The sequence below is a fragment of the Tepidisphaeraceae bacterium genome (assembly GCA_035998445.1).
Lineage (GTDB): Bacteria > Planctomycetota > Phycisphaerae > Tepidisphaerales > Tepidisphaeraceae > DASYHQ01.
Genome location: DASYHQ010000056.1, coordinates 39,172 through 62,638, shown reverse-complemented (window position 1 = coordinate 62,638; position 23,467 = coordinate 39,172). Strand labels below are relative to the sequence as shown.

At 64.6% G+C, this 23,467-nt stretch carries 13 protein-coding genes; 8 read left to right on the top strand and 5 right to left on the bottom strand.

Annotated elements, in window-relative coordinates:
* Positions 1-43 precede the first annotated feature (43 nt).
* A complete protein-coding gene (locus VGN72_21630) occupies positions 44-2,110 on the top strand; it encodes a response regulator (protein HEV7301951.1) in 2,067 nt (688 codons plus the stop codon).
* 212 nt (positions 2,111-2,322) lie between these two features.
* Complete coding sequence (locus VGN72_21625; protein HEV7301950.1) at positions 2,323-3,489, top strand: hypothetical protein; 1,167 nt, start codon at positions 2,323-2,325, stop codon at positions 3,487-3,489.
* A gap of 145 nt (positions 3,490-3,634) precedes the next feature.
* On the opposite strand, the gene VGN72_21620 is transcribed toward VGN72_21625, so the two are convergent.
* The 4 genes from VGN72_21620 to VGN72_21605 all read right to left on the bottom strand — a co-directional run bounded on the left by VGN72_21620 (position 3,635) and on the right by VGN72_21605 (position 13,595).
* Positions 3,635-7,576 (bottom strand): DUF6537 domain-containing protein, encoded by a 3,942-nt coding sequence (locus tag VGN72_21620; GenBank protein ID HEV7301949.1) that lies wholly within the window; start codon positions 7,574-7,576, stop codon positions 3,635-3,637.
* Positions 7,577-7,950: 374 nt separating this feature from the next.
* Positions 7,951-10,854 carry a family 16 glycoside hydrolase gene (locus VGN72_21615; protein HEV7301948.1) on the bottom strand — a complete coding sequence of 968 codons (2,904 nt, stop codon included), beginning with the start codon at positions 10,852-10,854 and terminating at the stop codon, positions 7,951-7,953.
* A gap of 324 nt (positions 10,855-11,178) precedes the next feature.
* The gene (locus VGN72_21610) at positions 11,179-12,447 is read right to left on the bottom strand and encodes a PilT/PilU family type 4a pilus ATPase (protein HEV7301947.1); all 1,269 of its coding nucleotides are present in this window, start codon (positions 12,445-12,447) and stop codon (positions 11,179-11,181) included.
* A 155-nt stretch (positions 12,448-12,602) separates the two neighbouring features.
* Complete coding sequence (locus VGN72_21605) at positions 12,603-13,595, bottom strand: hypothetical protein (protein ID HEV7301946.1); 993 nt, start codon at positions 13,593-13,595, stop codon at positions 12,603-12,605.
* A gap of 475 nt (positions 13,596-14,070) precedes the next feature.
* On the opposite strand from VGN72_21605, the gene VGN72_21600 reads away from it, so the two are divergent.
* Positions 14,071-16,461 carry a cache domain-containing protein gene (locus VGN72_21600; GenBank protein ID HEV7301945.1) on the top strand — a complete coding sequence of 797 codons (2,391 nt, stop codon included), beginning with the start codon at positions 14,071-14,073 and terminating at the stop codon, positions 16,459-16,461.
* Positions 16,462-17,234: 773 nt separating this feature from the next.
* Positions 17,235-17,810 (top strand): hypothetical protein, encoded by a 576-nt coding sequence (locus VGN72_21595; protein HEV7301944.1) that lies wholly within the window; start codon positions 17,235-17,237, stop codon positions 17,808-17,810.
* A gap of 806 nt (positions 17,811-18,616) precedes the next feature.
* On the opposite strand, the gene VGN72_21590 is transcribed toward VGN72_21595, so the two are convergent.
* Positions 18,617-19,186, bottom strand: coding sequence for a phospholipase D family protein (locus VGN72_21590; protein HEV7301943.1), 570 nt, complete (start codon positions 19,184-19,186; stop codon positions 18,617-18,619).
* 288 nt (positions 19,187-19,474) lie between these two features.
* Between VGN72_21590 and VGN72_21585 the strand changes: the two genes are divergently transcribed.
* From VGN72_21585 to VGN72_21570, 4 genes are all read left to right on the top strand, one after another.
* Entirely contained in the window at positions 19,475-20,680 is a 1,206-nt protein-coding gene (locus VGN72_21585) for a pyridoxal phosphate-dependent aminotransferase (protein HEV7301942.1), read from the top strand.
* A 144-nt stretch (positions 20,681-20,824) separates the two neighbouring features.
* Positions 20,825-21,289 carry a hypothetical protein gene (locus VGN72_21580; GenBank protein ID HEV7301941.1) on the top strand — a complete coding sequence of 155 codons (465 nt, stop codon included), beginning with the start codon at positions 20,825-20,827 and terminating at the stop codon, positions 21,287-21,289.
* Between the two features lie 306 nt (positions 21,290-21,595).
* Positions 21,596-22,609, top strand: coding sequence for a LacI family DNA-binding transcriptional regulator (locus VGN72_21575; GenBank protein HEV7301940.1), 1,014 nt, complete (start codon positions 21,596-21,598; stop codon positions 22,607-22,609).
* A 90-nt stretch (positions 22,610-22,699) separates the two neighbouring features.
* Positions 22,700-23,455: a PEP-CTERM sorting domain-containing protein gene (locus tag VGN72_21570; protein HEV7301939.1), complete on the top strand. Its 756-nt coding sequence runs from the start codon at positions 22,700-22,702 to the stop codon at positions 23,453-23,455.
* Positions 23,456-23,467: the final 12 nt, after the last annotated feature.

Sequence of the window (23,467 nt, the reverse complement as noted above, 5' to 3'; positions counted from 1 at the left end):
GATGCGCGGCCGTGGTCCTGAGTGTGCGTTGGAGATGTCGCGCGTGAAGAAGTTGTCCGTCTTGTTGTTGGAAGACAGTCCGCTCGACGCCGAGCTGACGATCGAGACGCTGCGCGATGGGCGCTTCGAGTTCGACGTGACGAGCGTCGACAGCCCCGAGGGGTTTCTGGACGCCGTGCGCACCGGGCAGTTCGACCTGATCCTGTCCGATTACAACGTGCCGCACTACGACGTGCCCGACGCGCTGGCGCAGGTGCGCAAGCTGCACCCGGACCTGCCGTTGATCTTCGTGTCGGGCACGATCGGCGAAGAGGTGGCGATCGACCTGCTGAAGGCCGGCGCGACCGATTACGTGCTGAAGCACCGCATGGATCGCCTGGTGCCGGCCGTGTCGCGTGCGCTGAAGGAATCGCGCGAGCGCGCCGAACTGCGCGACGCGCAGAAACGCCTGGAGGACAGCGAGGCGAAGTACCGCTTCCTCGCCGAGAGCATTCCGACGATCGTCTGGACCGCCAACGCCGACGGCTACTGCGATTACGTGAACCAGCGGTGGTTCGAGTACACGGGCCTGAACGCCGAGGAAACCGTGCTGCGGTTCTTCGAGATCGTGCATCCCGACGACCTGGGCGGTTGCACGATGGCGTGGCAGCGGTCGGCGCAGGAGGGCGTGCCGTTCGACTGCGAGTACCGCTTCCGCCGGGCCAGCGACGGCGCGTATCGCTGGCACATCGGTCGGTGCGTGCCGTGGAAGGACGAGAACGGGCGCATCCAGAAGTGGTTCGGCACGGCGACCGACATCGACGACCAGAAGCGCGCCGAGCAGGAGCGCGACCGCATGTACGCCTCCAGCCAGGCCGCGCGGCTGGAGGCGGAGAACGCCAACCGCATGAAGGACGAGTTCCTCGCGACGCTCAGCCACGAGCTGCGCACGCCGCTGAACGCCATTCTCGGTTGGGCGGCCATGCTGCGGACGCCCAACAGCACGGGCGACGACCTCGCCGAGGGGCTGGAGATCATCGAGCGCAACGCGCGCAGCCAGGCTCAGTTGATCGAGGACCTGCTGGACGTGTCGCGCATCATCTCGGGCAAGCTTCGGCTCGAGGTGACGCCGACCTCGCTTGGCGCGATCGTCGAACAATCGATCGAGGCGCTGCAGCTGGCCGCCGGCGGGAAGCAGATCACCATGGAGCTGGTGGTCGATCCCGGTTCCGATGTGGTGATGGGCGACGCAGGGCGGTTGCAGCAGGTGGTGTGGAACCTGCTGAGCAACTCGATCAAGTTCACGCCGCGCGGCGGGCACGTGACCGTGCGCGTGGGGCGCAGCGAGTCGCACATGGAGATTCACGTGATCGACTCGGGCAAGGGCATCGCGCCCGAGTTCTTGCCCTACGTCTTCGACCGCTTCCGCCAGGCAGACAGCACCAGCCGCCGCAGCCATGGCGGATTGGGGTTGGGGCTGGCGATCGTGCGCCACCTGGTCGAGTCGCACGGCGGCTCGGTGCGGGCCGAGAGCGAGGGGGACGGCAAGGGCGCCACGTTCATCGTCGCGCTGCCGTTGCTGGCGGTGCAGAACGGGCCAGTGTCGCATGGCGCGCACATCGAAGACGACGCAAGCGCCGACGTGCCGGCGGTCGTGGTGTCGCCCGAGACCAACGGTCATGCCACCGCCACGCTGGCGACGAGGCTCGAGAAGCAGGCGCAGCCGTCGCTGGCGGGCGTGCGCGTGCTAACGGTGGACGACGAGCCGGACGTGCGCTCCCTGGTGGCCGTCGTGCTACGCGAGGCCGGCGCCACGTCGCGCGCGGTGGCGTCGGTCGACGAGGCGCTGGCGATGATCGACACCTTCCGCCCCGACGTGCTGGTGAGCGACATCGGCATGCCCGGCCAGGACGGTTACGCGCTCGTGCGCATCCTGCGCGAGCGCGAACAGGCCGACGGCCACGCCCGTCACCTCCCCGCGATCGCGCTGACCGCCTACGCCACCCTCGGCGACCGCCGACTCGCGCTGGCAGCGGGGTTCGACGTGCACATGAGCAAACCCGTCACACCATTGGAACTGGCGACCGCCATCGCGAGCGCGGTGCGCGGGCGCGATGACCTCTCGGATTAGGACGCCATATCGGATTGCGACCTAAATAGTCCCGGGCTTGCCCGGGGTCTTTCTGTCATCAATCGAAGAAAAACCCGAGCAAGCCCGGGGCTATGTGTCAGCCGCCACGGTCGAATCACGCGATCAGGACGTGAACGGTCGCCCGTGGTAGCCTAGCGCGGGTGCTGGGCGAATCTTCTCATCGTGCGACGCCTCGGAAGTTCTGGCTGCCGTTGCTGCTACTCGCCGCGCTCGCGCTGCGGGTGGGGTGGGCGCTATCGCTACCGGACAGCGGGCGTGACGCGCTCCGGGATCTGCCGGACCAACTTGAGTATTTCGATCTGGCGCAATCGATTGCTGACGGCGCGGTGATGCACTTCACCGATCCACGGTTCGAACAGGATGTCTACGCGTATCGCACGCCGGGCTATCCCGTGTTTCTCGCGCTCACCGGGCCCGACCTTCGCCTGGCGCGATTGCTGCAGGCGCTGATCGACACGTCGACTGTACTGGCCACCTACCTGCTGGCCCGGCGGTGGCTGGCGGTGGGGCCGTCACTGTTGGCGGCGGCGTTCACGGCGTTTAATCCGTTTCTCGTTTACTTTACCGGGCTGGCGCTAAGCGAGACGCTGTTCACGGCGCTGCTGGCGTGGGGGGCGGCAGGGCTGGCGTGGAGCACGGGCGACCTTCGGCGAGCGTGGCCCGCGATTCTAGGGGCCGCATGCCTTGCGCTGTCGGCGATCGTCCGACCGTCGGCGTTGCTGCTGGCGATCGCGCTGCCAATGGTGATGCCAATCGGCTGGCGCCGTCGCGCGGTAATCACCGTCGCAGCGGTTGCTTGCCTGACGGCGCTGTTCGCACCTTGGGCGATGCGCAACGAGCGGCTGCTCGGCCGGGCGGTGCTGGCGACCACGAACGGCGGCATCACGCTGTACGACGGCTTTAACCCCGCCGCGACGGGGGCGAGCGATCAGTCGTTCGTGCAGCGGATGCCGGAACTGCAGGCGATGAACGAGGTCGAGCGATCCGACTACCTCGAATCGCTCGGCTGGCGGTTTATCTCCGAGCGACCCCTTGAAGCAATGCGGCTGGGCGTGGTGAAGCTGGCGCGCACGTGGTCACCGATTCCCCTAAGCGCCGAATTCGGCCGACCGTTGTATCAGGTGATCGGGATCGCTTACGCGCTGCCGCTGTACGTGCTGATCATCCTCGGCCTATGGCGGCGCGGGCTGCCGTGGGGTGTGGTGCTGTTCCTCGTCGCGCCAGCGATCTATTTTTCGCTGGTGCACGTGATGTCGGTGGGTTCGCTGCGATACCGCGTGCCGGTGGAGCCGCTGCTATGCGTGATCGCGGGGGCGGCGGTGCAGGGGCGTAGGGCTTCGGCGTTAGAGGCGGCTTGATCAGAAGCCGCTTTCATCCTCTCAATCCAAATGCAACCGCGGAGACGCAGAGGACGCGGAGATAGAGGGAGAAGACGAATGCCGTGGCTTCTCCTCCCTCTGTCTCCGCGTTCTCCGCGCCTCCGCGGTGAACGTTCTGCTGGAATCAAACCCGCGACGGCGCGCGTAGTTCGACCTCGGGCTTCTGTTCCGACTGTCGATCCGATACCACCGGCGACAGTTCGGCTTCCACCAGTTCCTTGGCCCGGTCCATCTTCGGGTAGCGCACCTCGCGGTAGCCGCTGACCTCTTCGGGGCACTTCAGCACGCGCAGGGCCTGGGCGTACTGCGCGTCGCCGGCGAGGCTCACGCGGTCCAGCAAATCGAAGTACCACTCGCGGAACGACACCTCGCGGCTGTGCCAGCCGGGCAGCTTGCGCCACCACTTCATGTGGCGCACGATGTTCAGCTGCCAGTCGCTCGTGGTGATCTTCAGCCGCACGCGCCACGGCCCGACGTTGAACTCGGGGCTGGTGTGATGCCGGTAGACGATGCGGTCACCGTTGGAGACGTCGACGCCGAACTTGTGAATGTCGCGCTGCTTCTTCTCGAAGCGCGTCAGCAGGTAGGCGACGTACGGCTCGTCCTTGATCAGCATCACCTTGGCCAAATTCCAGATCGTCGCCTGCGTCGCGGCGAAGCTGCGGGCGTCAGCGACGGGCGACGCGAGGTCGCGCTTGTACACGGTGCGCACGGCGTCCAAATAGCGCTTGGTGTAGGTCGCGCCCTCGTACTGCATCAAATCGTAGATGCGCAGGGTCAGGTCGTACTTCAGTTCCTCCGGCAAGTCACGGAACTGCTTCATCGCGCCCTGCACGATCTTCTCGAAGCGCATTGCGTGGTTGCGCCCGAAGGCGACGCTCTTGCGGATGATGCGAACCTTGTTCGTCACCAGCTGATCCCACGTCTCGGCCTGTGGCTTCTTCGGCAGCGCGCGGGGTTCGAGCGCCAGCTTGCGGCCGATGTTGAAGGCCTTCAGGTTCTTCCGGTGGTCGCGGCGGATGCTGTCCTTGATCGCCCAGGCGATGCTGTGGGCCGACACGGGGATGAGCCCAAGCTGGAACGCCACGCCGAGCATCATGATGTTCATGTACTGCTTGGACCCCAGCCGCTGCTCGCACAGTTCCGACAAATTCTTCGCGTACGAATGTTCCACGCGGCAGGTGTCGAAGATGTCCTGGCGCAACTGCTCGGGGTCGAAGTCGCTCTTGCCCAGCAGGTGGAAGACCGTCGGCTGCTTGTGCGTGTTCAGCACGGCACAGGTGCGATCCTTGTGCGCCACGCGGAACGGCTCGCGCGGATCAATCGCGCGGGCGGCTTCCAGGATGTCGATGCCGAGCAGCAGGTCGGCCTTGGCGTAGGGAATGGCGCCGGTGGTCGCGTGTTCCGGTGGAATGGCGACGGACGATTCGAGGTCCGTCGTACCACGGGCGGCCCGCCCGTGATTGTCCTGGTCTGACGAGGCCGGCGAAGACACGGGCGGGCCGCCCGTGGAACGAGCTGCCGCGTCATCGTTCATGAACGTGATCTGGCTGTACACGCCACCGTTGCGGATGGCCAGGCCCTTCTTGTCCTGGAACAAAACGCGGTAGCCCTGCTTATGACCGGCGCGGACGAGGATCGCGTTGACGACGCCGATGCCCATGCCGCCCACGCCCGCCATGTGGGCGCGCCAGGCAGAGCCGGGGGCCGACAGGTCGTGGATCGCGACCGGGTCGGGCAGCTTGTCGAGCGCCATGTGCGGCAGCGTGTATCGCCGGCGGCGCTGGCGCACGACGGTGATCTGCTCGAAGCTCGGGCAGGGTTTCACGCTGTCGCCGTAGTCGTTGCTGGTCGTCACGCGCTCGCAGGCGCCGTCGTTCGTGCACCAGGTAAGATCGGTGTCGATCTTGCGCCCGTAGTCGGTCTCCACGGTCGTCAAACCGGGGCAAGCGGTCGCCTTGGTGCATTCAAGGCAGTGCTCGCACACCTCGGGCGTCACGTTCATGTGGGTCTTCTTGGGAAGATACCCGTGCTTCTTGATCGTCTTGCGCTCTTCCTTCAGCTGCGTGCGGTTGTAGGTGATGCCGCACTCCTTGTCGGCGATGATCACCTTCACGCCGTCGCTGATGATCGTCTTCTCCAGCACGCTCTTGTACTGCGAGCGGCGCTCGGGGCGCAGCTTGACGACCGTCAACGGCGACGTGCCGGCGAGGCCGCGGCAGATCTCCTCGATGTTCTGCAGGTAGCTGCGGTTGCCGAGCATGTCGATCTCGGTGCCGGCGTGTTCCTGGTGGCCGGTCATCGCGGTGGTGCCATTCTCCAGGATGATGAAGGTGATGTCCTGCCCGGCCTTGATCGCGTTGCTGATGGCGATCTGGCCGCTATGGAAGAACGTGCCATCGCCCATGAAGACGATCTGCTTGTTGGTGATGAACGGGTCGATGCCGCTGCCCGTGCCGGCGCCGAGGCCCATGCCACTGTAGTTGTGCATGAGCTGTTCGGTGGGGGCGAACATCAGCATCGTGTAGCAGCCGGTGTCGCCGTGGGCGACCATGTCGACCGGGCCGGTGCCGTGGTTTTTCAGCATGTACTCGGGGTCCTGGAAGTTCTTGCGAATTTCCAGCAAGGCGGCCGAGCTATCGCGGTGGGGGCAACCGGGGCAGAAGGTGGGCGTGCGGGGGACGATGTGATCCGCCACGCTGGCGCCCAGCACGTTCAGTTTGGGTTTGCTGGCGGTGCGCAGGCGAAGCAACTCGGCGCTCAGCTTGCCGTTGCGCAGTTCCGGCGGCACCTCTTCGGTCGCCTTGATGAGCGGGATGATGTACTGCGCCAGCACACTGGGGTTCAGGCCGCGCGAGTCGGGAATGCCGGCCAGATCGTGCGGGAACGTCTTGCCGTACAACCGGCCGACGAGGTCCATGGCATCGGCGTTCGACAGCTTGTGGAACGCCTCGTCGCGAATGCCCTTTTCGAGGAAGCTGCGGCGTTCCTCGATCACGATCATCTTGTCGCACAACTGGCTGAACTCGGCCACCAGCTTCACGTCGACCGGGTAGCTCATGCCCATCTGCAGGATGGGGAAGTGCCCACCCAGGCCAATGTCGGCCAGGATATGGCGGAGATATGGCCCGCCCATGCCGGTGACGATGAAGCCCAGCGGGGCTTTTACCGTGGCATGGGCGTCTCGCCCATGCATGTCAGCAGTAGGAGAATCGTTATTGTCGCCAGTCGCTTCGGCCGCGCCGCTGCTACCAATTGAATCATCCGGCCTATTTGCACGCATGGGCGAGACGCCCATGCCACGGTTGGCATACTCAATCCGGTTGATGCCCAGTTCCCGCGCGACCTTCATGGTCGTTTCGAAGCGGGCGGGCACCTTCAGTTCTTCCTGCCACGTGCGCGGCGGCAGCAGGAGCTTGTTCAGATCGATCTTCGGCGTCTCCAGCGCGACCTTGTCGTTCGTGTTCAGCGTCGGCCACTGGTTGGGCTTGCAGTAGGCGGTGCCGCCGCCGTCGGCGTGGGCGGTGGTGATGATGTAACCGATGAACAGGCCGGCGCTCTGCGACAACTTGAACGACAGGTTGATCCAGTCCTTCACCTGCTGGCCGTTGCCCGGTTCCACGACGGGCATGCGCAAATGTTCGCACAGGAATCGGCTGTCGGCCGGCACCTGCGTGCTGTCGCACCAGGGGTCTTCACCGCACACCACGACCGCGCCACCCTGCGGGTGCGCCCCGGCGAGGTTGCCCAGCGCCAGCGCGTCGGCGGCGACGTGCAGGCCGACGTTCTTCATCGCGATGATGCCGCGGATCGGCGCCATCTGGCTGCCGTTCAGTGCCGCGGCCGCGAGGGCTTCGTTGTTGGCTTGGAAGGCGCGAACGCCGTGCTTCTGCAGCAGGGGGGCGAGGTCGCCCATCGTGTCGAAAAAGCCTGCGACCGGGGAACCGGGATAGCCGGTCATGAGGTTCAGGCCACCTTCAACTTCGAGGCAGCCCTTCACCAGAAGTTCGTTGCCGGTGAAGACTTCCGGACCAGATTCGACGAGAAAACGAGGATCTACCGCCATGTTCGGCCAACCTTTTCAGCGGTGATGAGGGAGAACGGGGAAAAGCAGGCGGCGGGACGGCCACGGCATGACACGACGGGGCGGAAGGCCCAGCCGGTGGCAAGCGTGAATCGCTCGGCAGTCTGTTCTTCCCGCGACCCTCGGGAGCGTGGCTTACGGCCAAAAAGGCCGCAGGAGACGCTCGGGTGGCACCGCGAGTAAGAGACTCTTGATCGAATCGGGAGAAAGGCCGACTCGACCGTTCAGCCTTCTATTCGACGGACTGATCCGTCGCGAAGGGCTTCCCATTGTACCAGTACGGATGGGGGAGGGAAGGGGTTTCGGAAGTTTTCATTTCTGGCTAAACCATTCGAGAGCCATAGGCCTATCGCTCGTTAGCCGTTGATAAGCCAGATGTTACGGTATTGAACGGCGTTGGCGTGGTCCTGCAGGATGATCGGGCGCAGGCCGGGCGTTTCGCTTTCGAACGTCAGGGTGCTCGTGGGAATCTCGACGTTGTCGTGAATCAGGACACCGTTGAGACGCACGGTGACGCGCGCGTTGGCGATCTTCGTGCTGCCGTTCCAGCGGGCATTGGTGAAGTCGATGTCGTAGGCCTGCCACACCCCGGCGGGAAGGGCGGCGTTGACCGCGGCGTTCTTCACGCCGTAGATCGCGCCCAGGTCGTTCGTGTCGGCAAGGGCGCGCTCGTACGAGTCGAGCACCTGAAGCTCGTAGCTGCCCGCCAGCGCGATGCCACTGTTGCCGCGGTCCTGCTCGGCGACGTTGTGGGGCTTGGGATTGGTCTTGAACTCGATGTGCAGCTTGTAATCGGCGAAGCGGTCCTTCGTGCGGATGTCGCCAGTGCCGCTGGCGACCGTCATTGCGCCACCGGTGTAGGTCCAGCCGACGGCGCCGCCTCCGCTGCGCTTCTCGAACTTGCCGGTGCCGGTGCTGCCGCTCAGCAGCACGGTGGCGCCGGCGGGCGCGGGAGTCGAACCGAGGTTGCGGATCTCGATGTTGCGATACCAGACCTCGGCGCCCTCGGCCTGGAAGGCGATCCGGCCACTGGTGAGGGAGATGGTCTTCGTCGGGTCGTTCGGGTCGGGCATGCGCACGTTGGTCGCGCGGTTCACGACGACGCCGTTGACCATCACCGTCAGCACGTTGCCGTCGGCGATCACCTCGACGGTGTTCCAGTCGGTCAGCGATTCGGCCGTCGTGCCCTTCACGACTCGCCCGCCACGCTGCGATGCCGCGACGCCACCGACGGCGTACTTCTTCGGATACGACCCGTTGACGATCGTCGTGTCGATCGTCGTCTCCCTGCCGCCCGTGCCCAGCATCCAGAAGTCGCCGGTGTCGCCTTCCTGTACCTGCGTTTCCACCGACAGGGGCCACAGCTGGTCGGGCCCGTTGACGTGGTACAGCACGCCCGAGTCGCGCGGCGTGCTGCTGCCGGCGCGGGGGGCAAACTTGGTCACGCCCCACTTGTACTGGAACCGCAGGTGATAGTTCGCGTACGACGCGTTGGTCGAGAGGTAGCCGAACTCCTGCTGCGCGCCCGTGTTGGGAATGCCCAGCACGTGGATCATGCCGTTCTCGACCTCAAAATAGCCGGCGGTGTCGTTGTTCTTTCCCTGCGAGGGCGTCCAGGTGTAGAAGCCGCTGAGGTTCTGACCGTTGAACAACGGCGTGAAGCCGCCGGGTGTCGGGACCGTGGTGTCGTTGTCCACGGCGACGTTGTCGAACTTCGCGGTCGAGAGCGTGCCGGTGCGGTGGCTGGTGGTGGCCAGGCCGACGTAGACCGTGCGGTTCATGCTGATCGTCGTGCGGCCGGTCTCGGTCCAGGTGGTGCCGTTGGTCGAACGGTACCCCACGACCGTGTCGCCCGTGCGCGTCAGTTTCAACCACAGCGGGAGCGCGTAAGACGGGTTGGCGCTGCGCCAGGCGTAGCCGCCGGTCGAATTGCGCGCACTGAAGAACGTGCCGTTGCTTGGCGTAACCGCGGCCATGGTGAACTTGCTGTTCGACGCAAGCGACTCGCGGATCATGATGCCGGAGCGCGCCCAGGGGTCGGTGTTCTGCTGGCTGGTGACGCGGGCGACGATCGACCCGTCGCCGGTCAGTTGCTGGTGGACGAAGCGGAACGCGTCGTTGTTGCCCCAGATGTCGTGACCACTGCCGGCGACGCTGTGCACACCGTTGGCCACGGCATTGCCGCCACCCGCTCCAACGTTGCCGATGTCGCCGCTCGTCCAGTCGCCGAGGTTGGGCTGTGGGATCGTGCCGCTGACCATCGCGCTGTAATTCGAGACGCCGGCGGTGCCCTCGGCACGCACGCGGTAGGCGTAGGACTGACCGGGCAGCACGGAACTATGGTTGTAGCTGGTGGCGTTGGGGCCCGTGGTGGCCAGGTCGAACCAGGTCGAGCCGCCGTTGGTGCTGCGTTGGATGCGGAACAGCGTCTCGTTCGACGAGTTGTCGGTCCAGGTCAGGCTGACGCTCGGCGTTGCATCGGGCCGTGCCGATAGCTGCGACGGGGCGGTCGGGGCGCTCTCGGTGTCGCCCGGCAGCGGGGTGGGGAACTGGACGTTGTCGAACCTGGCGACCGACAGCGTGCCTACCTTGTGGCTGCTGACGGCCAGGCCGACGTGGATCGTCGCGCTCATGCTGATCGTCGTCCGGCCCGATTCGGTCCACGAGGTGCCGTTGGTCGAGCGGTAGCCGATGAACGTGTTCCCGGCCCGCGTCAGCTTCAACCACAGCGGGTTGGCGTAGGACGGGTTGGCGCTGCGCCAAGCGTAGCCACCGGTCGAGCCTCGCCCGCTGAAGAAGGTGCCGTTACTCGGTGTGACGGCGACCATCGTGAACTTGCTGTTCGAGGCGAGCGACTCGCGCATCATGATGCCGGAGCGCGCCCAGGGGTCGGTGTTCTGCTGACTGGTGACGCGGGCGACGATCGAGCCATCACCGGTGAGCGATTGCGATGTCAAGCGGAGGCCGTCGTTGTTTCCCCAGATGTCGTGGCCACTGCCGGCGATCGTGTAGGTGCCGTTCGACTCCGACGTGCTCCCCGCTGCGCCGACGTTCCCAATATCGCGCGACTCCACCGCCGCGACGGCGGTCGCGGTCGCCGACGCGGCCAGCACTGCGCCATTCACGTTGAAATGTGTGGCGGGCAACTGGTAGGCGTCGTGCAGGTCGGAACACATCAGCGTGCGCCGCTCCAGCTGTTCGATCATGTTGACGGTGGTCGGGCGGGCGGTACGACGCTTGGGGCTACGACGAAAATCCATCGAGAAGGTCTCTCCTGCAAGGGGGCTGAGCCATCTTCATCGGCTGTCCAGCAGGTTCAACAATAAAACCCGTTCCTAAAATATCTTCTGTCGCGCGCGCGTACCTTCGAATTCAAATGTGCGGGTTATGACGCTGCTGCACCGGCGCTCACGACTTCGGCGGTGATACTTCGGCAGCAAACCCAGGTGAGATCGACGTTCTGCGCGCCTTCAATGACAAGGGCCTCTGAACCGCAAGAAGCTTTCAAGGGAAAGCTTCCTTCGGTTCAGAGGCCCTTGTCATTACGGTTAGCCCGCGTGCCTATTGCAGCACGCTCCAGGCAGCTATCGCAAGCGCGTATCGCTGTTGCTAATGCCGCGGAGGGCCAGCTTCAGCGCGTCGACGTTGCTGGCCAGGCGGGTGGCTTCGCCGACGTCGATGATTTGCTTGTGGAACAGCTCGGTCAGGTGCTGGTCGAAGCTCTGGCTGCCGCTCTCGCGGTTGCCCACGCAGCCCTTGAGCTTGTCGAACTCGCCTTCCAGGATGTATTTGCGCACGAGCGGCGTGGCCATCATGATCTCGTTCACCGGCACGCGGCCCTTGCCGTCGCGCCGCTTGGCCAGGCGCTGACAGACCACCGCGTTCAGGTTCATCGCCAGCTGTTCCTGCTGCAGCTCGCGCTGTTCGGGGATGAACAGCGAGCTGATGCGGCCGATCGTCATCGGGGCGTTCGTCGCGTGGATCGTCGTGAAGACCAAGTGGCCCGTGTCGGCGGCGCGAAGGGCGGTCGTCAGCGAGAAGCTGTCGCGAATTTCACCGATCAGGATCACGTCCGGGTCCTGACGCATCATGGCGCGGAGCGCGTAATCGAAGCTTTCCGAATCCTGGCCCACCTCCACCTGGCTCACCAGCGACTTGGCGTTCTGGTGCTCGAACTCGATCGGGTCCTCAACCGTGATGATGCGTTCGTTGCGCGTCCGGTTGATCTTGCCGATGACGGCCGCCAGCGAGGTCGACTTACCCGAACCGGTCGTGCCCGACACGATCACGATGCCGCGGCGGTAGTCGGACATCGTCTCGATCTGCGGCGGCAGGTTCAGCTCTTCGAAGTTCGGGATCTTCGTCACGATGCGACGCATGACGATCGCGTACTGCTGGCGGCTGTGGAAGATGTTCGTACGGAAGCGAGGCTGGCCGATGCCCAAGCTGTAGGCCACGTCGACGCTGCCCTTGTGTTCCAGCAGGTCGCGCTTCTCCTTGGGCTCGCCCTGCGCGTTGAGGATCTGGTCGACGTACTCGGTTATGACCTCGTCGGTGAGCTTGGGCACGTCCAAAAACTTGGCGTGGCCGTCGACGCGGATCATCGGGACGCTGCTGGCCTGCAGGTGGATATCCGAACCGCCGATCTTCACGGCGGTCTTCAGGAAGTCGTGCAGGGAGAGCTTGCGTTCCTCAACGTGAATCGTGGACGACCCCTCAGCCGACGCGCCGTCGGCCGGCTGCGTGCCACTGCTGGGGTTGGCCGGTGCGCTGACGGCATCGGTGACGTTGCCCTGGTGGGCCGTTACGCTGCTGGTCGGCAACCCGGCGGTGGGGGAGGCGGCGGTGGACATCGGTGATTACTCCTCAGGGTGCGAAAAACGGGGCGTTCATCGTACCCGCGCGCGGGCCGGACGCACAACACTAATCGTAGGCAAGTGAGACGGAGATTGCCCACGCCGTACGCAGGCAGGATGGGCTTCAGCAAACATGCCGAAAGTCCACTTCCCTAGCTTTCGGCCCGCTTGTACGCCGGACGCTGGCTGATCGCGACGACGGCCGACCACCAGCGCATTAGTTGCACCGACAGGTACGCCACCGGCAGCAACAGCGCGATCGCAATCGCGGCCTGCCAGCTGACGTACGCGCCGGTAAACGCGGCGTCGTAGACGATCAGCCAGAGCAGGCCGTACAGCATCAGTTGCTGCCCCGCCTCACGACCCGTCGCGCAACGCCGAACCGTCCAAACCGCCAGCAGACCGAACGCGACCACGGCGCCGGCGGGTATGAGCAGCCCCGGTGTCAGGTTCAAGGCCCCCATCCAGCTCCCAAACCGCTCGGCCCGGCGGGTGGCGACGAGCGCGATCACCGCGACGTTCAGCACCGCAAGGCCGCCCAACGCGGTCCACCAGTGCGCCCGCGTCAGGGCCGGCCGCTTTTCTTCCAAGTGATACGCGATCGCCGACAGCACCGCGACGTGGTTCAGCAACAGCAACGGATGCCACAACACCGGCAGTTGCGGCGCCGGAATCAGGCAGTGGAAGAACCGGATCAACCCAAGGCTCAGCAACCCCGGTGCAACAAGATACTTACCGGCCACGTCGTAGAAGTAGATCAGCAGACCGGTCCAGATGGCCAGGCCCAGGCTGAGCCAGATCCCGGTGAACTGCGAGTACGCCGCCGCCGACGCGATCGCCAGCGTGAAGAGCCCGCCGCACACGAGGTGGGCGGTCGTCAATCCCATGCGGTTGCTCGGTAGCGGCCGGTGCGGCGCCACCGTGCCGTCGCGCCGGCGGTCGATGATGTCGTTCAGGCTCATCCCGAACCCGTACAACCCGACCGAAATCCCCACCACGCACGCCAGCTCGCGCCACGGCAGCGTATCGAGGTGAAACCGATGCAACAGCAGAAACGAACAGGCCGCGTCCGCGATGGCGGTGAAGACCAACGCCATGCGCGTCAGCTGAAGCAACGGCAAGAGCTTGTGAGACAGTTGGGACAACACGCGCCGCCGATGATAGCCGCGCGACGGCCAACGACCAACGGAGCACGCAGGCCCATTGACCAAGGCCTCTGGACGCAACGTTCGGATAACCGCGGAGGCGCGGAGGACGCGGAGATGGAGGGAGAAGAGGCGGAGTGAGGGGTAATCACCGTACGCGACGCACGCTCGAGCAAACGCGTTGCCCTCCGGTCCCCTCTCCCGGTACTCCGGGGGAGGGCTAGGGAGGGGGACTGATCGTGGACCTGTCCAAAAGCGGCCCCCTCCCTAACCCTCCCCCGCGAGTACGCGGGAGAGGGGACCAGAGCAGGGCGCCTCGTATTGATGTTCAAATTGCGATCTTTCTCCTCCCTCCATCTCCGCGTCCTCCGCGGTTCAATCCTGCATTTAACCTCCGCCGATTCACCTGCGGCATTCGGCTCATCCGATGTACAATGGGACGCCGTAACCCCCGCACCGTCCACGGCCTTCAATCATGACGTTCACGCCCATCAGCCTTCGGTCCCGCCTTGTGGCGCTCATCCTGCTGGCGACGGTGCCGGTGATGGCGGCGGGCATCCTGGTACCGAGCTGGCTCGCCGGTCGCACGCTGCGCGACAAGGCCCACGCCGAACTGGCCCAGGTGGCCCAGCGATTGTCGGAAAACGTGGAGATGTGGGACGAGGCGACCATCAGCGTGCTGCAGATGCTGGCGTCCAACCCGGCCATCATGACGATGGACCCCGAGCAGCAGCGGTCGGTGCTGTTGCGCGTGAAGCGGGTCTACAGCTGGTTCTACCTGATCGCGATCGTCGACCTGAACGGGCGCGACTTCGTGCGCGCCGACGACCTGTCGCCGCGCAACTACCACGACCGCGCCTGGTTCCGCGGCGCCGCCGAGGGCAACCGGGTGACGCGCCAGGCGGTGATCAGCCGCACGACCGATCTGCCAGGCATGACGCTCGCCGCGCCGATCCGCAACGCCCAGGGGCAGGTGGTCGGCGTTGCGGTGATCGGCGTGTCGCTCGAGCGCCTCGGCCAGCAGGTGGGGACGGCGACGGTCGGCGAGACCGGGTACTCGTTCGTCGTCGACGACCAAGGCCTGCTGGTCGCGCACCCGCAACTGGCGCCGCAGGACCAACTGACCGACTACGCCGAGTTTCCACCCGTTGCCGCCATGCTGGAAACGCAGCGCGACGGCGCGCTGGCCTTTACCGATTCGCAGGGCGTGCGATGGCTGTCGCAGGCGGCCCGCGCGAGCAACGGGTGGGGCGTGGTCAGCATGCAGCGCGAGGACGAGGTGCTGGCGGCGGGCAACCGCATCCGCATGTTCGGGCTGATCGCGGCGGTGCTGGCCAGCGCGACGGTGGCGGCGCTCACCTGGGTGCTGGCGACGCGGGTGACGCGCCCGGTGCTGAACATCGCCAACGCCGCCGTAGCGCTCGCCGAGGGCCGCTGGGACGTCCCCGTCGCCGAGGGGCGCCGCGACGAGATCGGCACGCTCGCCAGCGCGTTTAACCGCATGGCCGCCAACCTGCAGAAGGCCTACCGCACGATCGAGGACCGCGTTGCGCAGCGCACGCAGCAGCTGCGCAAGAGCAACACCGAACTGCGCGCCGCCCGCGAGACCGCCTACGCCCACAGCCGCGCCAAGGACGAGTTCCTGGCCAATATGTCCCACGAGCTGCGCACGCCGCTGACGACCATCCTCGGCTACGCCGACGTGCTGTCCGACCCCGAACTGCCGGCAAGCAAACGGCAGCAGCACCTCGGCGTCATCCATCGCAGCGCGCGGCACCTGCTGTCGATCATCAACGAGGTGCTGGACCTGGCCAGCATCGAGGCCGGCCGGCTGACGATCCGCATGGGCGACGTCGACGTCGCCCGCACGCTGGACGAGGTCGTCTCCGAACTGCACCCGCGCGCGGCCGAGAAGGGGCTGTCGCTCACGGTCGCGTGCGACGCGCCCGTGCCCCGGTTCATCCAGTCCGACCCGATGCGCCTGCGGCAGATCCTGATCAACCTGGTCGGCAACGCGATCAAGTTCACCGAGGTTGGCGGCATCACGCTGCGCGTGCGCCTCACATCGTCACCTGCCGCAACACCGCCCACAGAGCCGTCGCCCACTGTGCAGTCGCCCGCCGGGCAGTCGTCCAATGACGGTGAGGACGCGCCGTCGTCACTACCTTCGCAGTTGCGGTTTGACGTGACCGACACCGGCATCGGCATGACGCCCGTGCAGATCGATGGCCTGTTCCAGCGGTTCGGGCAGGTCGATACCTCGCCGTCGCGCCGCTACGAGGGCACCGGGCTGGGGCTGGCGATCTCGCAGCGACTGGCGCGCATGCTCGGGGGTGACATCACCGTTACCAGCGAGGCCGGCCGGGGATCGACCTTCAGCGTCACGATCGATCCCGGTTCACTGAACGGCGTGGCGATGATGACCGATCCCATGCCCTGCGCGACGGCCGCGCCGCAGGTACAGCAAGACCTGAAGGGCCTGCGCCTCCTGCTGGCCGAGGACGTGCCGGCCAACCAGTTGATGTTCAAGATGATCCTCCAGCGGCTCGGCGCCACGGTGACGGCGGTGGGGGACGGCGCTGCTGCGATCGACGCGTTCAACGCCGCCGCGGCGTCGGTCGAACCGTTCGACCTCGTGCTGATGGACATGCAGATGCCCGGCGTTGACGGCTACCAAGCCACCGCGCAACTGCGCGCCGCCGGCGTGCGCACGGCGATCATCGCGCTCACCGCCCACGCCCGCGATTCCGACCGCGCCGCCTGCCTGGCGGCCGGTTGTTCCGACTTTCTCACCAAGCCGCTCGATCCCGCGAAGCTGGTGGAAACCATCCATCAGCACCTGCGCCCCACGCCGGTCAGTGACTAGTTCTGTTGCGCAGGCACGCCGATCGTCCACCGGGGTTGGGAGAACACGAACCGCGGAGATGCGGAGGACGCGGAGAGGGGTGGAGAAGGTGGAGGCGCTTCGACGTCCAGCCGTTGGGCGACACCGCTCCGGTCCCTCTCCCGCATGCTTCGGGAGAGGCTAGGTGAGGGTGATTTTGAGCGGCTGTCGACTCGGGAAGAACGAAATCACCCGCACCCAGAGCACTTTCACTTCATTCGTCGGGGATCAAGGCACTGTCATCCCGAACGGGAGCGGTAGCGACCTGAGGGATCGGCATGAGGATAAGTGCTCGTCCTGTCGAGATGGGTCAGGTCGCTACCGCTCTCTTCGGGAAAACAACGTTTCCTGCGCCCGCTACAGATGAAATGAGAAATCTCTCAGCATGATGGGCTCAACGCGCTCTGTGGAAAACATTCGTCGTTGAACGCCAAGACGCTAAGAACGCCAAGGTAGGAAAGAAGAGAGAAGAGGATTCTCTTCGCGCTTCTTCGCTTGGCGTCCTTGGCGTCTTGGCGTTCAACCCTCTTTTCAACAGAGCCGCTCAATGCCTGTGCCTCGACAGGGAGGCAAGATCTCCGCCTTCTCCTCTGTCTCCGCGTATTTCACGGTCTCCGCGGCGAATCCTACATGTGTCCGCTGCCAGGACTCCATTTCCGCAATTTACGGGATTTCCCGTTGCCCAGATCTGCCCGAGCGACATAGCCTATTGGGAACAGGACGAACGAAACCCTCAAACTCCCTTGGAGGACCTTATGCGTCAGAATTATCTTGCCGTTGCCGCAGCGTTGTCGTTGGCCGCTATTGTTGGCTGTGATCGATCGGAGACCACCGATACGGTAACTCCCGCGACGCCGACCACGCCTGCACCGGCGCCTGCGGCCGAGAACACCACCAATGACATGAACAACGCCGCCAACGCGACCGGAAATGCGGTGGAGAATGCCGGCGAGGGCGCGGCGAACACGGCGTCGGGCGCCGTCGATGCCGCGGGCAATGCCGCCGACCGTGCTGGTCAGGCGATCATCAACGCCGGCACCGAGGTGCGTAACGCCGGCAGCGAAGCCAAGGACGCCGCCGCCGACAGCCCCGCCGACTCCACGGGCGTCACCGGCACCGCCGCCAGCGCGCAGAACGAGGCCGAGACCCTCATCACGCAGGCCACGCAGTATGTTCGTGAAAACAAGATGGAAATGGCCGACCAAGCCATGGCCAAGCTGGAGGGCATGCAGGCCCAGATGCCTGAGGCCCTGAAGCCCCGCTATCAGCAGCTGAAGACCATGTACAACACCGCCAAGGCCGGTGGCGGCGTGACGGCTCCGGGAATGTAAGCTTCGCTAAGGGTGCGACACGCGTACCCGCGAACGAACACCGACAAACGACGGCCCTCCCACAACGGGAGGGCCGTCGTTCTTTCTAACATTGCTACGATTTGTTCGGCGCACGCGTCCAGTCCCCTCTACCGTATAATAACGGTGGAGCGGTATCAGCTTTTCCACTCCACACGTTCTCCAATCTTCTGTAGGACAGGCATTCCTGCCTGTCTCTCCCCCCGTCTTCCTATCCCTCCGTATTCTCTCTGCCTATTTTCTGTCTTTGGTGGCGCGGACATTCTTGCCTGCCACGCGGCGGAGCCACGACCCAATATGGGGAGCCACAAAGGCACGAAGACGCAAAGATAGACACGAAGAAAACAGAGGGCGTTGCGCCAAACTCGACTTAATCGCGCAGCGCGGGCGTAGAGATGGATAGTGTGCTCTTTGACATATGAATAGACGTGCCGAGGACGTGGCCAGACCCCATTCCCATCACCCGATGGTGCAGAATGGTGCACAATGGTGCACAAGTTCGCGTTTTCGCTTGCCCAAACCGCCGCCAGGGCATCGGGTTGCGGTTTCCTTCGCGCTTCCTTCGTGCCTTCGAGACTTCGCGTCTCTTACGTTTTCTTTAGGGGAGCGCAACGCAAAGAGAGTCAGACAGGAATGTCCGTCCCGCCCAAGACAGAAGACAGGGGGAGACACAGGCAAGAATGCCTGTGCCACAGAAGTAGGAATACGGGGAGAGAGGAAGACGAGGGAAAGACAGGCAGGAATGCCTGTCCTACAGAAGAACTGCAACGCGAGACTACTCGCAGGTCCTACAGATCCGGCTCTTCCAGCGGCACGGGGCAGACGTCGCGGCGCTTGCAGGTTTCGCAGTGGTGGCCTTCCCACAACGCGTCGAACTGCGCCAGCACGGCGTCGATCATCGACCCGCTTCTCGTCCACACGCCCCACTCGAAGTTGCGTCGGCCGTCGGCCTTGGCGCCTAGGCCGGCGCCGGTGAGGTTGGCGCTGCCGAGGTACATCGCGCTGCAGTCGACGACGACCGTCTTGGCGTGCAGGCGCGGGCAGCGGCGGATCGTGAGGTTGTGCGGCAGCGCGACCTTCAGCTCGCGCAGCGCCGCCGACGATGGCGTGCCGGCATGCAGCAGGCGGATCTCGACGCCACGGTCGGCCAGGGCGCGCAGGTGCTGCACGATCGACTTCGCCCGCCGTTCGCGCGGCCGCGGGATCAGCATCGCCTTGAAGTCCGCCGTCGCGATCGCCAGGCTGACCTTCGCGGTCAAGATCCCCTCCAGCACGACCCGTTGGAGGTGGTCACCATCGAAGATCAGTTCCGCCTGACCGGCGACGGTTTCCGGGCTCAGTGAGAGGCGCAGGGGCATTGGGGTGGTATCGGCTGGATTGGAAGGATCGGAATGCAAAATCCCAAGCCCAATGACCAACAAATGACCAAGCTCCAAATCCCAAACGGTCAGAGGGCTGCGCCGTCGCACGTGTCATGGTAAGAGAAGAGAACAGGCCCCCTCCCCAGCCCTCCCCCGGTGTACCGGGAGAGGGGGTAAAGACCCGTCTCAATTCAAACGGACATACTACCGGGCCTGGTCATTTGCCTTCTTCCCGCCCCCCCGATACCGTTTCCCGCCGCTGATTTCCCAACATTGGAGCCTCAAATGGTTGCCCTTGCAGAGCGTATGAAGCTGGTGTCCGAATCGATCACCCTGGCCGTCACCGCCAAGGCGAACGCGTTGAAGAAAGCGGGGGTGGACGTCGTCGGGTTCGGTGCCGGCGAGCCGGACTTCGACACGCCCGCGTTCATCAAGGAGGCCGCCAAGGCCGCGCTGGATAAGGGACAGACCAAGTACACGCCGACCCCCTCGTTCCCCGAACTGAAGTCCGCGATTGCCGACAAGTTCCAGAAGGAGAACGGGCTGCCGTACAAGCCCGAGAACGTGACCGTGGGTGCCGGGGGCAAGCACTGCCTGTACATGGCGTTCATGGCGATCCTGAACCCCGGCGACGAGGTCGTCATCCTGTCGCCGTTCTGGGTCAGCTATCCCGAACAGGTGAAGCTGGCCGGTGGCACACCGAAGGTCGTGCGCGGCGAGGAGGCGAACGGTTTCAAGATCACACCGCAGCAACTGGAGCGCGCGATCGGGCCGCGGACGAAGGTGGTCGTGATCAATTCCCCTAGTAATCCGGCCGGTCATGCCTACACGCCCGACGAACTGAAGGCGCTGGCCGACGTGATGGTGAAGCACCCGAACGTCGTCGTCTTTTCAGACGAAATTTACGAAAAGCTGGTCTACGACGGCTTGAAATTCGTCAGTTTTGCCGCGTTGGACGATCGCCTGCTCGACCAGACGCTGACCTTCAACTGCCACAGCAAGAGCTTTGCGATGACCGGCTGGCGCATCGGCTATATCGGCGGACCGAAGCCGATCATCGACGCGATCAACAAGCTGCAAAGCCAGATGACCAGCCACATCACCAGCTTCACGCAGATGCCCGCCGCCCTGGCGCTCACCGACCCCCGGGCCGCTGAAAGCGTCGAGCAGATGCGCGTGCAGTTCGAGAAGCGTGGCCGGCACATGTGGGAGCGCTTAAGCAAGCTGCCCAACGTCACCTGCGTGCGGCCGCAAGGGGCGTTCTACTGCTTTCCGAACGTCTCGGCCTACTTCGGTAAGAAGGCGGGCAACGCCGAGATCACCGACGCCGTCAGCTTCAGCGCGGCGCTGCTGGAGCAGGCCCACGTCGCCGTCGTTCCCGGCAACGACAGCGGCTTCGAGACGCACGTCCGCCTGAGCTTCGCGACCAGCATGGAGAACATCGACAAGGGCATCGACCGCATCGAAGCGTGGTTGAAGACCCTCGGGTAGGGGAGTGCCGAATGACAGCGCCCAAACGGTTTTCCATTCGCGCCGCCAGTGGATTGAAGATTCGGGTCGCCTGCGTCCGATAACATAAATGGGTTGGTCTACCGGCCCATGTTATTGGATGGTTGTACTCGCAGGAGATTCACAATGAGCCGTATGTTGCAGGTCGCGTTGACGTTCGTCGGGTTGTCGGTGGCGATGGTGGGTTGCACGAAGCAGGCGACGTTCTTCGCCAATTCGGACCCGGCGCTCAACCGCAAGCCCGCCGAGTTCAGCGCCGACGCCGCCAACCGTCACCCGTTCAAGGCCGACCTGCCCAAGGCCGGCGCCGCCGACGGGGTGGCTCGGCTCGACTACACGCTGGAGGTCGTCCAGCTGACCAACCTGTCGAGCGAGCAGTGGGACGAGGTGGAGGTCTGGGTGAACGGCAAGTACGTCGTGTACGTCCCGAAGATCGAGGCTGGCCGCCTGCGCACGCTGAACTTCAAGATGTTCTACGATGGCCGTGGCAACACGATTCCGAAGTCCGTGAACGGCCAGCCGCGCATCCAGAGCGTCCAGATCCTGCGTAACGGCGCGATCTACGACGTGCCGTCAAAGATCGCCATCTAACCTCCCGACCGGCCACGCGCCGATCGCGATACCGATACACGCCCTGACAGGCCACGATTCACTGAAACATGTTTCAGTGAATCGTGGCCTCTTTCATTCCTCTTTACCCATCGTTATCACACGGCCACAACCTGATATTTCTCGCGCCAAGTGCTAAAAATCGCCAAATATCGGTAAAAAATACGGTTGCGCTCGCGAAGGCTTATACCCCACCGCAAAACAAAAATTCTGATTTGCCTTCGTGAAAAGCCGGTGTATGTTGTCACAGAAACAGTTTCATATCCGTCCCGTTCCGAAGGCAAATCTGTGGCAAACGTAAGAATCATCGCGAAGCGGGCGGGCGTCTCAGCGGCCACGGTGTCGCGGGTGCTGAACAATCACCCGATGGTCAGCAAGGACGTCCGCGAACGCGTGGTTGCCGCCAGCAACGAGGCCGGATACGTCGCCAACGTCGGTCGCAAGTCGACCAGCAACATCGCGTTCGTCCACACGGGTGAATCGTCGCTCGGCTCCCCGTTCGACGCGGCGCTGATGTACGGCATGTCGTGCGGGATGGAAGAACACGGCTACGACCTGCTGATCCTCGACGCCCGCCGGGCGCGCCTGCCGGGCGAGACGTACACGCAGATGTTCCTGCGCAAGGGTGTGCGCGGCGCGGTGTTGCGAACGACGCTCGCGACCCGCACGGTCTGCGAGGCGATCGCCGAAGAGGGCTTTCCCGCCGTCGTCGTCGCCGACCGGTTCGAGAACCCGAAGGTCAACTACATCTATGCCTGTTCGCGCGACAGCAGCCGCGAGGCCGTCGAGCATTTGATTCATCTCGGCCATCGCCGGATCGCGATCTGCATCAACATCGTCGACGACTCCGACCACGCCGACCGCGTCGCCGGCTACACGCAGGCCCTGCAGGACGCCGGAATCGAGTTCGACCCGAAGCTGGTGCTACGCGTGCCGGCCCACCGCGAGCCCGGAGCCCAGGCCCTGCGGCGGCTGCGCACGCTGCCCGATGCGCCGACCGCCGTCTTCATGACCGACGCCGCCGCCGTCGTCGGTTTGCTGAGCGAGGCGCGTCGCACGGGCGTGCGCGTGCCGGAAGACCTGTCGATCGTCGGGTTCGACGACACGCAGATGCGCTACGGCTTAACCCCCGAGCTGACGGCCGTCTGCCAGGACGCCGAGGCCCTCGGCCGCGAGGCGTTCGCGGCCTGTCACCTGCTGGCCACCAGCGCCGGTGATATGCCCGTCGTCCAAAAGGCGATGCGCACTTGGCTGGAAGTACACGGTTCGACGGCGCCGCCTGGCGCAGGCTCAACAAACTAACAGACCCGAAGACAATGAGGTCGGCCCGGCCGTTAGAGCGGCAGGGCGGGCAGTCCAACGATGGTCCGTTGTGACCATGGTCCACATCAAGTGCGTGTCATCGACACGCGAAGTCCGCAGGAGGAGAAACATATGGTTCGCAGCACGATTCTGTTCGCGTCGCTTTCGGTTGTCGCTATGGCCATACCGGTGTCGGCGGCAAACTATGCCGCAAATGCTGGCTTCGAGACGGCTGACGGTTCAGCGCCGTTGCTGAATACGGCGACCGGGCAGACCAGCGCTGCTGGCTACACGGTCACGGCCGCCGGTGGCCCAGGGACGGGTTCAATCGGACGGACAGCGACGGGCGGAAACCCATCGACCACTGCCGCGCTCAGCGTGCAATTGTCGGGCGGAGATGGCGCTGGCACAATCCGCGAAATCCGTTCGTCCGAGTTCAACATTCCCGCGGTCGCTGGCTCTACCTACACGTTCGGTCTCGATATCCAAGTTCCCGTCGACACGTTCACGTCAGGACTTGCGCAGCTTCGATATCGGTTCGTGAACGGTGCCGGTGGAGCCGTACAGGAAGGCGGTTTCCTGACTCTTTCGAAGAATGCCGAGTACCAAACCGTCAGCTTCACCACCGCCGCAGTGCCGACCGGCACCGATTTCGGTAATACCGTAACGGCGGCGCAACTGGTGTTGTACACGGTGGTCGGTGCCAACTCGACGTTCACGTCGACCTTCAACTTCGACAACGTGGTCTTTGATGACGGCGTCGCCGCCGTCCCCGAGCCCGCCGCTTTGTCGGTCTTGGGCCTTGGCGCCCTGGCCGCCCTGCGTCGCAAGCGTGCCGCTCACTAAGCGTCCCTCTTC